Annotated in this window: 10 protein-coding genes; 4 read left to right on the plus strand and 6 right to left on the minus strand. The window is 52.3% G+C overall.

Annotated elements, in window-relative coordinates:
• Window positions 1-7: 7 nt before the first annotated feature.
• The 3 genes from MLD66_RS05685 to MLD66_RS05695 form a co-directional block, all read right to left on the minus strand.
• Window positions 8-997: a TAXI family TRAP transporter solute-binding subunit gene (locus MLD66_RS05685; protein ID WP_247215968.1), complete on the minus strand. Its 990-nt coding sequence runs from the start codon at window positions 995-997 to the stop codon at window positions 8-10.
• A complete protein-coding gene (bchI, locus tag MLD66_RS05690) occupies window positions 994-2,058 on the minus strand; it encodes a magnesium chelatase ATPase subunit I (protein WP_247215969.1) in 1,065 nt (354 codons plus the stop codon). Before bchI ends, MLD66_RS05685 begins: the two co-directional genes overlap by 4 nt.
• 74 nt (window positions 2,059-2,132) lie before the next feature.
• On the minus strand, window positions 2,133-2,378 hold the full coding sequence (locus tag MLD66_RS05695) for a DUF2905 domain-containing protein (RefSeq protein ID WP_247215970.1): 246 nt from the start codon (window positions 2,376-2,378) through the stop codon (window positions 2,133-2,135).
• 533 nt (window positions 2,379-2,911) lie between these two features.
• On the opposite strand from MLD66_RS05695, the gene MLD66_RS05700 reads away from it, so the two are divergent.
• The 4 genes from MLD66_RS05700 (at window position 2,912) to MLD66_RS05715 (ending at window position 10,881) form a co-directional block, all read left to right on the plus strand.
• Window positions 2,912-4,504, plus strand: coding sequence for a glycoside hydrolase family 57 protein (locus MLD66_RS05700; protein ID WP_247215971.1), 1,593 nt, complete (start codon window positions 2,912-2,914; stop codon window positions 4,502-4,504).
• Window positions 4,505-4,571: 67 nt separating this feature from the next.
• A complete protein-coding gene (gene lepB, locus MLD66_RS05705) occupies window positions 4,572-5,159 on the plus strand; it encodes a signal peptidase I (RefSeq protein ID WP_247215972.1) in 588 nt (195 codons plus the stop codon).
• Window positions 5,160-5,840: 681 nt separating this feature from the next.
• Window positions 5,841-9,980: a GAF domain-containing protein gene (locus tag MLD66_RS05710; protein ID WP_247215973.1), complete on the plus strand. Its 4,140-nt coding sequence runs from the start codon at window positions 5,841-5,843 to the stop codon at window positions 9,978-9,980.
• Between the two features lie 52 nt (window positions 9,981-10,032).
• Entirely contained in the window at window positions 10,033-10,881 is an 849-nt protein-coding gene (locus MLD66_RS05715) for a phosphatidate cytidylyltransferase (protein ID WP_247215974.1), read from the plus strand.
• Here the strand turns inward: MLD66_RS05715 and MLD66_RS05720 are convergent.
• From MLD66_RS05720 to MLD66_RS05730, 3 genes are all read right to left on the minus strand, one after another.
• Window positions 10,853-11,503 (minus strand): DUF2993 domain-containing protein, encoded by a 651-nt coding sequence (locus MLD66_RS05720; RefSeq protein ID WP_247215975.1) that lies wholly within the window; start codon window positions 11,501-11,503, stop codon window positions 10,853-10,855. The two genes, MLD66_RS05715 and MLD66_RS05720, sit on opposite strands and share 29 nt — an antisense overlap.
• Complete coding sequence (locus MLD66_RS05725) at window positions 11,457-11,903, minus strand: hypothetical protein (protein WP_247215976.1); 447 nt, start codon at window positions 11,901-11,903, stop codon at window positions 11,457-11,459. Before MLD66_RS05725 ends, MLD66_RS05720 begins: the two co-directional genes overlap by 47 nt.
• Before the next feature lie 499 nt (window positions 11,904-12,402).
• Complete coding sequence (locus tag MLD66_RS05730) at window positions 12,403-13,707, minus strand: cytochrome P450 (protein WP_247215977.1); 1,305 nt, start codon at window positions 13,705-13,707, stop codon at window positions 12,403-12,405.
• Window positions 13,708-13,744 lie beyond the last annotated feature (37 nt).

Here is a 13,744-nt window from a genome sequence, read left to right on the forward strand (position 1 = left end):
GCCAGTCCTAGTTCCCTGGGGCTGGTTTTGTATTGGGTGAACGCCGCTGGGTTTCCCCCAGGTACTGACGCACGCCGGGATGGTAATTTAAGCCCGTGAGAAATGGATTTTGTTGCGCATCCAAGGTGAATAACGCCCAAAACGGGTCGGTCTGCCGGAGGGTTGCTTGTTGTTCATACAATACACGGGCAAGGCGATACACCAGGGGTTGCTCCAGGGAACGGCGGGCAAAGAGACAGGAATAGGTCGCCAAAGCGGTTACGGGTTGGGTCTGCCAGGGATAGGTACCGGCGGGGATGGGGGTGGGACGATAGAGTGCCGCCGCTTCGGGAAATGTTTTCTGGGCTTGCTTCAGCACCTCTTGCCCCATCGGCAGGAGTTGAATTTTAGACTGGGCGGGCATGGACTTGAGGGCGGGCGACCCCACCGCACTGGTGACAAACACCGCATCCAGTTTCCCGGCTAACAAATCCTGAATCTGTTGACGCACTTCCCCGGTGATCAGCCGCTCCCGGGTGACATCCAAATCCGCCATCTGGAGCATCAATAACGCACTCACATAGGTGCCCGAATCCTGGGGGCCAACCCCGATCCTTTTGCCGCTTAAATTCGCGAGGGACTTGACCCCTGGGCGGGTGAGGAGATGCACCACTTCCTGATTGACCGGCCCGATGACGGTGAGGTTTTCCGCTAAGGCCCGTTCCTTACCCCCCAAATTTTTGAACAGGACAAAGGCATCTTTTTGGGCAAAGGCTAAATCCCCCTGTCCCTTCGCCAATTGCTCCAGATTGAACATGGAACCCGGCGATTCCTTGAGGGTGAGGTTAAATCCCTGGGGTTTCAGAACTTTTTGCAAGGACTTTCCCGCCCGTTCATACACACTACCGGGGCGAGCGGTGAAGAGGGTTAACGGGGTGGTCGCCCCTGCCGTTCCTCCTATCAGTAAACTGCCCAGTAAGCTCGCAACCCCCCACCCCCACAGTTCCCGGCGTTTCATTCGTCCTCCCATTGGAATACTTCTTTGCCCACTTGCAGTACCCGATAGCCCGAATCCACCGGCTCCAGGGGGTCTTTGCGTAAGCGATGGCGCAGACACAGCACCAGCACCCGCCGAATATCCGCCACCGTCGCCAGGGTACGCCCTTCCCAAGCCGCCAGCGCCTTGGCCGCCCGGTTGGTGACAATATCCCCCCGCAGACCGTCCACATCCAACGTGGCACAGACTTGGGAAATACCCACCCGCAGGTCGTAGTCCATCTGCACTTGGGGTAAGAGGGTGCGCGCCTGGATGATCTGCATCCGTAGGGACGTTTGCCGCTCCTGGTATTGTTCCAGAAAATCCCAGGGGTTGCGGTCAAAGGCGGTTCGTTGTTCCACAATTTGCACCCGCAGGGCTGGGTCTTTCACCGTGCGAATCTCGGCGTGCATCCCAAACCGGTCCAATAACTGGGGGCGCAATTCCCCCTCCTCCGGGTTGCCCGAACCCACCAGTACAAACCGAGCCGGGTGACGCAGGGAAATCCCCTCCCGTTCCACCGTGTTCCAGCCCGAGGCGGCGGCATCCAGCAGGACATCCACCAGGTGGTCATCCAGGAGATTCACCTCATCCACGTAGAGAATCCCCCGGTTCGCCCGTGCCAGCAGTCCCGGTTCAAAGGCTCGCACCCCTTCCGTCAGGGCTTTTTCAATGTCAATCGTGCCGCACACCCGGTCTTCCGTCGCCCCCAAGGGCAAATCCACCATCGGCACCTTTTGTTTCACCACCCGCAGGGGTTCGCCCCGTTCTTTGGCTTGGCGCACGGTTTCCGCCATCAACTCCGGGTCCTCCGGGTCAGAGTTAAAGGGGTCACCTTCGACGACCGTAATTTCCGGCAGGACATCCACCAAAGCCCGAATGGTGGTTGATTTCCCCGTCCCCCGGTCGCCCATGATCATCACCCCGCCGATTTTGGGGTCAATCACATTCAGCAATAGGGCTAATTTCATCTCCTCCTGGCCAACGATGGCACTGAAGGGAAACACCGGACGGGTCAGGGGGCGAGTGGCGGTAGCAGGCACAGGTTTCTCGATGATTAAGACTAACCATCCATTCTGCCATAGGGAGCGGGTAGTATTACATGGGGCGTGTCAACTTACTCGGAAAACCGACGCAAAAGGTATAAAACCAGAGAAAAAATGAAAGAAAGCCCCAGAGAAATCAGAATGGATGTGCCCAGGGGGAAATAAAAACTAAAATTCTCCCGCTCGATTTTGAAATCCAGGGGCAAACGACCCAACCAATTCAACACAGGCACCTTGGGCGCTAAGTAAAGCCCTAAACCAATCAGTAGCAGAACTGCCCCAAAAAAGATCAGAGACTTACCAAGTTCGGACATCATCGGTTTCTGGTTTATGGAATTTATCTTGATTTTAATTTTATTTTAATTTAATTTATTTTATTTTAAGGGCACTTCTAAAAATGAGTTGCAGGGGCGTAGCTCCCGTCAAAGAAGCACCTGCGGTGTATGGTTCTCGATAGGATTGGGTATCTCAGCAAAATATAGCCATCCTCACTAAATTTAGAATAGGGGTCGCAGGGGCACTGCCCCCGTCCTTGGTTCTGGAAAAGTTTTGTATGCCTACGCACGCAAGCTAACTACAAAATCGAAAAACAGCCTATTTTAGGGGATTTCAACCTTATAGGTGTAAAATTTTTACTCACAATTTATCTGAAACTACCCGCTCCAGTTGGTGAATCATCCCCTGGTCGGATAAAATTTCTAAGTACTTACACCATACATTCCCATCTCCTGGGTAGATGAGCCGCCCAAGGGTACTCGTGGGGAAAAATACTTATTGCTCGAACGAGTCTCCAAGTGAGTCCCGGAGTGTGGGAAGATTCTAAAATAACCGCAATTTCTTTGGTTCCCGCATGGCTATTGGCTATCTGGCGCTTGTACTCCACGCTCACCTACCCTTTGTCCGCCACCCCGAGAGCGATTACGTTTTAGAGGAAGAGTGGCTATATGAAGCCATTACCGAAACCTATATCCCCCTGATTCGGGTCTTTGAGGGACTGCAACGGGATGGGATTGATTTCAAAATGACCATGAGTTTGACCCCGCCCCTGGTGCAGATGTTGCGGGACCCGCTACTGCAGGAACGGTATGACGAACACCTGGCAAAACTGGAAGAATTGGCGGAATTAGAAGTCGAACACAATCAGTACAACGGTCATATTCGTTATCTGGCGGAGCATTACGCCCGGGAATTTAATCTGATCCGGCAGACCTGGGAAGAGTACGACGGGGATTTGATTACCGCTTTTAAGCAATTTCAGGACACCAATAATCTGGACATCATTACCTGTGGGGCGACGCACGGCTATTTGCCCCTGATGCAGATGTATCCCCAGGCGGTGTGGGCGCAGTTGCAGGTGGCGTTTGAGCATTACCAGGAGCATTTTGGGCAACCCCCCCGGGGCATTTGGATACCGGAGTGTGCCTACTACGAGGGCTTGGAACGAATGCTGGCGGATGTGGGGATTCGGTACTTCATTTGTGATGGACATGGGTTGCTCTATGCTCGTCCCCGTCCCCGTTATGGCACCTATGCCCCCGTATTTACCGAAACCGGTGTGGCGGCTTTTGCCCGGGATCACGAAACTTCTCAGCAGGTGTGGTCCTCGGAGGTGGGCTATCCGGGCGACCCGGTGTATCGGGAATTTTACAAAGATATTGGTTGGGAGGCGGACTACGAGTACATCAAGCCCTACATCATGCCCAACGGTCAGCGCAAAAATGTGGGGATTAAGTACCACCGCATTACCCATCGCAACGGCAGTTTATCCGATAAAGCCCTCTATGACCCCTACTGGGCAAAGGAAAAAGCCGCCGAACACGCTGGCAATTTTATGTACAACCGCACCCAACAAATTGGGCATTTAGCGGAACTGATGCAACGTCCGCCGATTGTCACCGCCCCCTACGATGCGGAATTGTATGGACATTGGTGGTACGAGGGACCCTGGTTTTTGGATTATTTATTCCGTAAATCCCACTACGACCAGGATGTGTATGAGATGACCCATTTGAGCGATTATTTACGCCGTCATCCCACCCAGCAGGTGTGCCGTCCCGCCCAATCCAGTTGGGGTTACAAGGGGTTCCATGAGTATTGGTTGAACGAGACCAACGCCTGGATTTATCCCCACCTGCACAAGGCGACCGAGCGGATGATCGAACTCAGCCAGCGGGAACCCCAGGATCAATGGGAATGGCGTGCCCTCAATCAGGCGGCGCGGGAATTGCTGTTGGCGCAGTCCTCGGATTGGGCGTTTATCATGCGGACCGGCACGATGGTGCCCTATGCGGTGCGGCGTACCCGTTCCCATTTGCAACGGTTGAATCGCCTGTATGAGGACATCCGGGCTGGCAAGATTGACCGGGACTGGTTGACCCAAGTGGAACAAATGGATAACATTTTTCCTCATATCAACTACCGGGTGTATCGCCCCTTGGCTTAAATTATCGCCGGGTCGCCCTGTACGCTAAATTAATCCTAGAGTCCTGTTTGTACTGCTTTGCACATCTATGACCAAGTTAGACCAACGCCCGAACGATAAATCAGCGAAACCAACCAACGAAAATAGTGCGGTTGAATGGGGCAAAACCATTGGGGTGAGTTTACTGCTCGCCTTTGGGATTCGGACGTTTGTGGCGGAAGCTCGTTATATTCCCTCCGAATCCATGTTGCCCACCCTGGAGGTGAATGACCGGTTGATTATTGATAAAGTCACCTATGATTTTCGCACCCCAGAGCGGGGGGAAATTGTGGTTTTTCAGCCCACCGTTGCCCTCAAGGAACAGGGATTTCGGGATGCGTTTATCAAGCGGATTGTGGGCTTACCGGGTGAACAAGTGCAGGTCAAAAAAGGGATAGTTTTTATCAATGGTAAACCGTTGGCGGAACCCTATTTAGCCGCTCCCCCGGATTATGAGTATGGTCCAGTGGTGGTGCCTGCCGATCATTATTTGGTGTTGGGGGATAATCGCAATCACAGTTTCGATAGTCATTTTTGGGGTTTTGTCCCCCGTAAAAACATCATTGGGCGGGCGGCGGTGCGGTTTTGGCCACCCCATCGGATTGGTGGCATTGGCTCCCCCTCACAGCCCCAGTAAAGGGTTAAATTCGTAATTTTTGTATTGTTATCTATAGCAATTTTACTTGATGAACAAATAGAAATTTTCCAGAACCAAGGACGGGGGCGATGCCCCTGCGACCCCTATTCCATTCGCATTTAGAGTTACCATACATAGCAATTTTAATTAATAAACAAATAGAAATTTTCCAGAACCAAGGACGGGGGCGATGCCCCTGCGACCCCTATTCCATTCGCATTTAGAGTTACCATACATAGCAATTTTACTTGATGAACAAATAGAAATTTTCCAGAACCAAGGACGGGGGCGATGCCCCTGCGACCCTTATTCCATTCGCATTTAGAGTTACCATACATAGCAATTTTAATTAATAAACAAATAGAAATTTTCCAGAACCAAGGACGGGGGCGGTGCCCCTGCGACCCCTATGTTATCTATAGCAATTTTATTTGATTAATGAACAGAAATTTCCCAGAACTATAGTCATTTTTAATAAAAATGCAACATTTTATGAGAGGAGGGTGTCAGATAGAGAAGAAGTATAGTTTTTTCAGATTTTTTGCTTCCCTTACCCAACCATTACAAAAATAACACCACTGGCGGGTCACAGATTACTTGTTGAACTACACATCACCCATGAGTAATACGGCATCATAGAATGGAAACATTCACCCATCACCTTTTTTCACCCCGACCCCCATGACTCGTACCCCCACCAAACCCACGGTTCCTGCCCCTACGAACCCGACCAGTCTCAACGGTTCTCGCTCAGACACGGCACCGATTTTGCCCAACGAACCCCCTGTCCCGGTGCGTTCCCTGGGCAGTCGTCTCGCCATTTTAGCCATGATTACCGGCTTGTGTGGGGCGGTGGCGGGGGTGGCGACCTATGCGGCTTTGTCTCCCCAAACCCCGACTACTCGGATGGAGCAAAAGACCCTGGCGGGTGGGGCGGCGGCGGTGGTGGGCTTGCTGATTGGCTTGGCGGCGGCGGCGTTGTTGGGGCAGGGCTTGACCAAACCGGCACTTTTACTCATGCAGATGGCGCAACGTCTGCGGCGGGGGGACTGGCAGGCACGGGTGTCCTTGCCGGGGGAGGATGAGTTGACCCTGGTGGGGCAGGAATTAAATGCCTTGGCGACGACCCTGCAAACCCTCCAGGAGCAACAGCAGGCGGAACAACAGCGCAGTCAAAAATTTCAGGAATTGGTGCGGCAATTGCGCCAGACCCAAGACCCCCAGACAATTATGGACACGGCGGTGCGGGAAGTGCGTCAGGTGTTAGCCTGCGACCGGGTGGTGGTCTATCGGTTTGACTCCCAGTGGGTGGGGACGGTGGTGGCGGAATCGGTCGGTCGGGGCTGGGTAGCCGCCTTGAGTGAAAAAATTGATGACCCCTGTTTCCGGGGGCAATACGTGACCCAGTACCAGGCGGGGCGGGTGCAGGCGACGGCGGACATTTACCAGGCGGGGTTGAAAGATTGCCATATTAAAATCCTGGAGCGGTTCCAGGTGAAGGCGAATCTGGTCACCCCGATTCTGGTGGAAGGGCGTTTGTTGGGGTTGCTGATTGCCCACCAGTGCAGTGAACCCAGGGAGTGGCGTGCCGGGGAACAGGAATTTTTAGCGCAGGTGGCGGTGCAGGTGGGGTTTGCCCTGGACCAGGCGCAGTTGTGGCAGGCGCAACAGACCCAGATGACCCAGGCGAATCTGTTGAACCAAATCATTGCCAAAATGCGGGAATCCCTCAACCGCCAGACCATTTACCAGACCACCGTGCGGGAACTGCGCCAGGCACTCAAATCCGACCGGTGTGTGGTGTATTTATTTGATGAAAAATGGCAGGGTACGATTGTGGCGGAATCGGTTCTGCCGAGCTTTCCCAAGGCATTGGGGGCGCAGATTCTGGACCCCTGTTTTGCGGATAAATATGTGGAACAGTACCGCTCCGGGCGGGTGAAACCGACGGCGGATATTCACAATGCGGGCTTAACGGAATGCCATTTGCAACAACTGGAACCGTTTCAAGTAAAAGCCAATTTGGTGGCACCCATTTTGGCAGAAGGAAAACTACTAGGGTTGCTCATCAACCATCAATGCAGTGCCCCCCGGGAATGGCAAACCCCAGAGATTGAACTTGCCCGCCAAGTGGCTTTACAAATGGGATTTGCCCTAGATCAGGCGATTGCCTTGGAACGGCAGGAAGAACTGCGGCGGGAACAGGAAACCAAGGCGAATTTGGCGCAATTATTAAACGACATTACCCTGCGGATTCGGCAATCTTTGGATCGGGAAGCCATTTTCCAAACAACGGTGCAACAGATGCGGGAAGCCCTGGAAAGTGACCGCTGTGTGGTGTATTTGTTTGATGAAAAATGGCAGGGCACGGTGGTGGCAGAATCGGTGGCTCCCGGCTGGCCGAGGGCGTTAGGGGCAAGGATTGCTGACCCCTGTTTTGCGGATAAATATGTGGAAAAATACCAACGGGGACGGGTGCAGGCGACCCCGGATATTTACCGGGCGGGGTTGACGGAATGCCATTTGCAACAACTCGAACCCTTTGCCGTGAAGGCGAATTTAGTGGCACCAATCCTATTAGAAAATAAGCTATTCGGCTTACTCATTGCCCACCAATGTAGTGGTACCCGGCAGTGGCAAAGCGGCGAAATTGAATTAATGAAACAGGTGGCGGTGCAGGTGGGATTCGCTCTGGATCAGGCGAATTTACTTGCCCAACAAAAAGCCAAGGCGGAGCAGGAGCAATTACTCAACCGGATTACCTCAAAAATTCGGGAATCTCTGCAACGTGCCACCATCTATGAAACCACCATTTGGGAAGTCAAAACCGCCCTGAAATGCGACCGTTGTGTGGTGTATTTGTTTGACGAAAAATGGCAGGGCACGGTGGTGGCGGAAGCCTTGACCCCCGGTTATCCCCCGGCATTGGGGGCATTGATTGCCGACCCCTGTTTTGCCGACAAATATGTGGAGCAGTACCGGGCGGGGCGGGTGAAAGCGACCCCAGATATTTACCAAGCGGGCTTAACCCCCTGCCATTTGCAACAGTTGGAACCCTTTGCGGTCAAAGCCAATTTAGTTGCCCCAATTTTATTAGGAAATAAACTGTTTGGGTTGCTGATTGCCCACCAGTGTGACGGGCCCCGCCAGTGGACAGAATTGGAAATTGATTTCCTGGGCAAAGTAGCGGTGCAGGTGGGGTTTGCCCTGGATCAGGCGGTGGCCTTGGAAGAACAGGAAACCCTGCGGCGACAACAGGAATTGGCGGCGATGCAAGCCCAAGCGGTGAATGATATTACCTCGAAAATTCGCCAAAGTTTGGAACGTACCGCCATCTACAATGCCACAGTGCAAGAGGTACGCAAAGCCCTACAAGCGGATCGCTGTGTGGTGTATTTGTTTGATGAAAACTGGAAAGGGACGGTGATGGCGGAAGCGGTGGCGGGGGCGTGGCCACGGGCATTGGGGGTGCAAATTCTCGACCCCTGTTTTGCGGACAAATATGTAGAAAAATACCAACGGGGACGGGTGCAGGCCACCCCAGATATTTACAACGCCGGTTTGACCGAGTGCCATTTGCAACAGTTGGAACCCTTTGCGGTCAAAGCCAATTTGGTCGCCCCGATTCTCGCCGAAGGCAAACTCTTGGGGTTACTGATTGCCCACCAGTGCAGTGGCCCCCGGCAGTGGCAACCTGGGGAAATTGAATTGATCAAACAGGTGGCTTTGCAGGTCGGATTTGCCCTGGATCAGGCGATTTTGCTGGAACAGGTGGAGCAGGCACGGCAAAAAGCGGAGGCGGTTTCCGAAGAACAAAAACGCCAGCGGGAGGAAATTCAAGGTCAATTGGCGCAATTCTTAGGCGACATTGAAGGGGCATTCAAAGGGGATTTGACGGTGCGGGCCCGGGTGACTTCCGGGGAAATGGGCACAGTGGCAGACTTTTTCAATGCGATTGTGGAGAGTTTGCAACAGATTGTGCAACAGGTGCAGACGGCGGCCCAGGCGGTGGCGGATACGGCCCAGAAGAGTGCCCCCCCGGTGAATGCCCTGTCCTCGGAGGCGGCCCGGCAAGCCCAGGTGATTGGGGTCGCCCTGGATCAAATTCAGCAGATGGTGCAGTCCATCCAGCAGGTGGCGGCCAATGCCCACAGTGCGGAACTGCAAGTCCAGCAGGCCAACCAAACGGTACAGGAGGGGGATGAGGCCATGAACCGGACGGTGGCGGGGATTTCGGCGATTCGGGACACGGTGGCGGCCACGGCCAAAAAGGTCAAACGCCTCGGGGAAGCGTCGCAAAAAATCTCCCGGGTGGTGAACCTGATCAGCAACTTTGCCGCCCAAACCAATTTGCTGGCGTTGAATGCCGCCATTGAAGCCGCCCGGGCGGGGGAAGAGGGCCGGGGGTTTGCGGTGGTGGCGGAGGAGGTGCGTTCCCTGGCCCAACAGTCCGCCAGTGCCACCGGGGAAATCGAGCAGTTGGTGGAGGAAATTCAAGCGGAGACCAACGAGGTGGTAGCAGCGATGGAAGCGGGGACGGAGCAGGTGGTGGTGGGTACCCAGTTGGTGGCGGAGGCCCGCCAGCGGTTGAGCCAGATTGCCGCTGTGACCAGCCAAATCAGTACCCTGGTGGGGGAAATTGCCCAGGCCGCCCAAGCCCAGTCCCAAACCTCCGCAGTTGTGAGCCGCACCATGCAGGAAGTGGCAGGGATTGCCAACCAAACCTCCCAGCAATCCGTGGGGGTGGCGGACTCCTTTACCCATCTGCTGGGGGTCGCCGCCGAATTGCAAGAAAACGTGGCGCAATTCAAGGTGAGTTAACCGCACCGAGCGCAAATCGCCTACATTAGTCGGGGTGACGTAATTGGTGGCTATGCCCTGGGTTCGGATTGTCAGTGGTGCCGTGGCACTGGTGGTGGCACTTGGTTGGGTCACCTTGGGGGGATGGGTGTTCACTGCGGGGGTGTCCCTGATGGTGTTTCTGGGGCAGAGGGAATATTTTGAATTGGCGCACATCAAGGGCATTTTACCGGCGACCAAAACCACCCTAGTGGTGAGTCAAATTCTGGTCATGGTGGCAACAATTGCCCCGCAACTCACGGAACCGGTGCTGGCGGTAGGCGGCAGTTGGATTTGTTTTTATCTATTATTTCAACCCAAATTGGCGACGATTGCCGATATTGCTACGTCAATTTTAGGGCTATTTTATGGGGGCTATTTGCCCAGTTTTTGGGTGCGTTTGCGGGGGATCGAACAAGCGGATTTTAGCAATTTACCCCTGTTGGGATTTTGGCCGCAGGGGGGGGCATGGCCCTTGGGCTTAAAAGTGACACTATTAACCTTTGGTTGTATTTGGGCATCGGATATTGGGGCTTATTTTTTTGGGCGTGCCTTCGGGAAAACCAAACTATCGGAAATCAGCCCGAAAAAAACCGTAGAAGGTGCCGTGTTTGGGGTCAGTGCCAGCATGGTTGTGGGGGCAGTGGGAGCCTTCCATTTGGCTTGGCCGTTTTGGTTAGGCATCGGCTTGGGGCTGATGACCGGCATTGCCAGTTTGCTAGGGGATTTAACGGAATCCATGATGAAACGGGATGCGGGGGTGAAAGATTCGGGTCAGTTAATCCCTGGACATGGGGGTATTTTAGACCGGGCGGATAGCTATGTGTTTACCGCACCTTTGGCTTATTATTTTGTCACCCTGTTGGTGCCGCTGGTCGGATGAGCAAATCCCCGGATAAATGGATCGAACCGGCCTGTAATTTTAACTCCTGAATCTGCACATCGGTACCGAGATCAACGATAATTTGTTTGTCATCAGAACGTAGCATTAATTCCTTGGGCGTAACCAGATGAACTTGGGTAACTAATTGGGTCTGATCATCTAATAACCAACGAATCCCATCCAGGTAAATGGTTACAGCTTGAATGTTGCCAATTTCTGAGTAAAATTCCTGGAGATAAGAACTTAGGGCTTCCTGAATATAGGGCAGGGAAGCATTCAAATTTTCTTCAGTGATCATCGCCTGTATTTCGACGGTAATCGGTTCTATAAATGGCTGTCCTTTTTTCTGTAAAAATGGCAAATGCAACCGGATTGCTTGGGCGGTTAAAGCCACTTCTTGCAGGTGCATATTTTGGTAAATAATGTTTTGGGCACTGACCTGAATATAGGGCAAACAGCCGGATAACCAGACCTGGGATGCGCCCTGGAGCGAGACCTGGAGTGCTTGGGCTTGGGTCACCTGCCGTTGTAGCCACCAGCGCAGGAGGGCGGCCAGGGGACGGCTGAACCCCCGATTAGCGGGCAAAGGCACCGACTCCGTAGAGACATTCTGGGGCGGCACAATGGCTCATAATCGCCTGTATCCGAAAGGTGGCGGTGCGCCGTGGGGTGACAGAAACCACCGGAATTGCATCAGGGCGCATATCTTCATCAATGAAATTGCGGTTTTCATCAAACAAACGCAAATCCATATCCCGGCAATCCTGGTCACACACGGCAACAATAATGTAGTTTACCCCCGCCCGCAGGGTAATGGTAATAAATTCCGCATCCCGGGGACGCAACTTACCGGTAAATGGGTCGTGGGACAACCGATAGCCTTCCCGTTCCGCCGCCCGTCCCGCTTCCCGCAACTGTTGCCGCACACTCGCAAGAAAGGGGTTCGGCTGGGCTTGAGCAACCCCCACTCCGCCAATTAGCAAAACCAAACCCATCAGCCCAAACCGCCACTGTCCCGCCATGACCTTGCCCCTTTTAACACTTGAAGATATATTCACTGTAACTTGACTATTAATTATTCCCTCTTAATGACAGAATTCTTTTAGAGTTAGTCATGATTATTACGAACAATTTATTAAAAATAATTAATAGGGTGGATTACAGCCTGTTCATAAATTAAAGGATACAAAGAATCTTATTTCCAAGGTCTATTTGCTTAGCGCCAGTGGGTTTACAGATTTATCCCGTAATCACTTAAAAGGCTGTAACACTAGGGCACTTCTAAAAGTAGCCATCATCCTCATCCCTGCGTTAGTGAATATAGCAATCCTAAATGAGAATAGAATAGGGGTCGCAGGGGCACCGCCCCCGTCCTTGGTTCTGGAAAATCTCTGTATGCCTACGGCACGCAAGCTAACACTAATCAAGTAGGATTGCTATATCATTAATTAAAGCGGATTCTCAATGGTTATGAATTAAATTGATGAGTTTCCTGAATTCCATGAGAAATCAAGAAATTATTTACCCATTCATTTGAAATTTGACCCGTAATCCATCCCGGGGGTGGGGCGTCGGTATGGTCACCAAATTTAGGTCTTGATTGGGCAAAAGTTCCCACTGGGCATGACGTAGCAGATAGCTGGCAAAAATTTTCATCTCTAGGCGGGCAAATTCTTTACCCAAACACTCCCGGATGCCGCCGCCAAAGGGGATATAGCCATATTTCGGCACTGGCGTGGCTTGGGATTCATTAAACCGCTCAGGGTCAAATTTTTGCGGCATGGGGTAGAGATGTTCATCCGCATGGGTCAAGCCAATTTGGTATAACACATTCCATCCGCTTGGGATTTGATACCCTTGAAATTCACAGGTTTGTAATACTTTGCGAAAGCCGCCACCGACTGGGGGTATTTTACGCATGACTTCTTTTAATACCTGTTCTAAATAGGTCATCTGTTTGAGAGTTTCTAAGCTCAAAACTTGGGAATCGAATTGTGCTTGTTCCTGCCTAAGTTGTGCCAAAATTGCCGGATGTTGGCTCACCAGTAAACAAAAAGAAGCGATGGCAGAGGTGAGGGTTTCATGACCGGCAAATAGTAGTAATAATACTTGGTCTTTGAGTTCGGCTAATTCTAAATGGTTGCCAGATTCATCCACCGCATCGAGCAAGAGATCGAGGGCATTATCCCCAGTACCAGAGGGGTTTTGCTGTCTGGTTTGGATGATATGGGTTAATTCTTCTAGGAGCAATTGACGTGCCCGTTGGGCTTTACCAAAACGAGTCCAAGGCAAATTAATGGGCAGGGAAAATAGTCCTGCACACCAGGTTTCAAACAGCGTTCCCAAGCGGGTTTGTGAGCCGTTATCCACCCCCACCAGCAATTTACACGCCACATCCAGGGTGTAATGACGCAGTTCGGGATACCAAGTCAATTCCCCGATTTCATGCCATTTGTGACAATAGGTACGGGTGATGCTCTCGATGGTGGGAATGTAACTACTGAGGGCACGGGGCATAAATGCCTGGACAAGGATTTTTCGCCGGGATTGATGGGTGGTTCCCGTTTGCAGTGCCAGGGAAAGATTGCCTAATAAACGGCGGGTACTCGGGGGCCAAGTGACTTGAAAATAGCGATTTTCATTTTCTAAGATAAATTGATTGGCGGCAACACCTTGTATGAAAACCGTATTTTGACCAAGTAAATGGGTGCGAAAAACGGCTCCAAATTCTTGATGACGTTTGCGGGAAAAATCTGGGTCTGTAAAAAATGCAATGGTTTCACCAAGGAGGGGTAAACCAGAACGACCGGGAGGGAGGGGATTCATAAGTAAGGGATCAGATGGGCAAACTTTTTCCTTTTAG

Origin of the sequence: Synechococcus sp. C9, from assembly GCF_022984075.1 — a bacterium.
Taxonomy (GTDB): Bacteria; Cyanobacteriota; Cyanobacteriia; order Gloeomargaritales; family Gloeomargaritaceae; genus Gloeomargarita.

Bases quoted from the DNA above. Each gene is read 5' to 3' on its own strand.
- MLD66_RS05685 (WP_247215968.1), bottom strand. From the start codon at position 997: ATGAAACGCCGGGAACTGTGGGGGTGGGGGGTTGCGAGCTTACTGGGC.
- MLD66_RS05695 (WP_247215970.1), bottom strand. From the start codon at position 2,378: ATGATGTCCGAACTTGGTAAGTCTCTGATCTTTTTTGGGGCAGTTCTG.
- MLD66_RS05700 (WP_247215971.1), top strand. From the start codon at position 2,912: ATGGCTATTGGCTATCTGGCGCTTGTACTCCACGCTCACCTACCCTTT.
- lepB (WP_247215972.1), top strand. From the start codon at position 4,572: ATGACCAAGTTAGACCAACGCCCGAACGATAAATCAGCGAAACCAACC.
- MLD66_RS05710 (WP_247215973.1), top strand. From the start codon at position 5,841: ATGACTCGTACCCCCACCAAACCCACGGTTCCTGCCCCTACGAACCCG.
- MLD66_RS05715 (WP_247215974.1), top strand. From the start codon at position 10,033: ATGCCCTGGGTTCGGATTGTCAGTGGTGCCGTGGCACTGGTGGTGGCA.
- MLD66_RS05725 (WP_247215976.1), bottom strand. From the start codon at position 11,903: ATGGCGGGACAGTGGCGGTTTGGGCTGATGGGTTTGGTTTTGCTAATT.
- MLD66_RS05730 (WP_247215977.1), bottom strand. From the start codon at position 13,707: ATGAATCCCCTCCCTCCCGGTCGTTCTGGTTTACCCCTCCTTGGTGAA.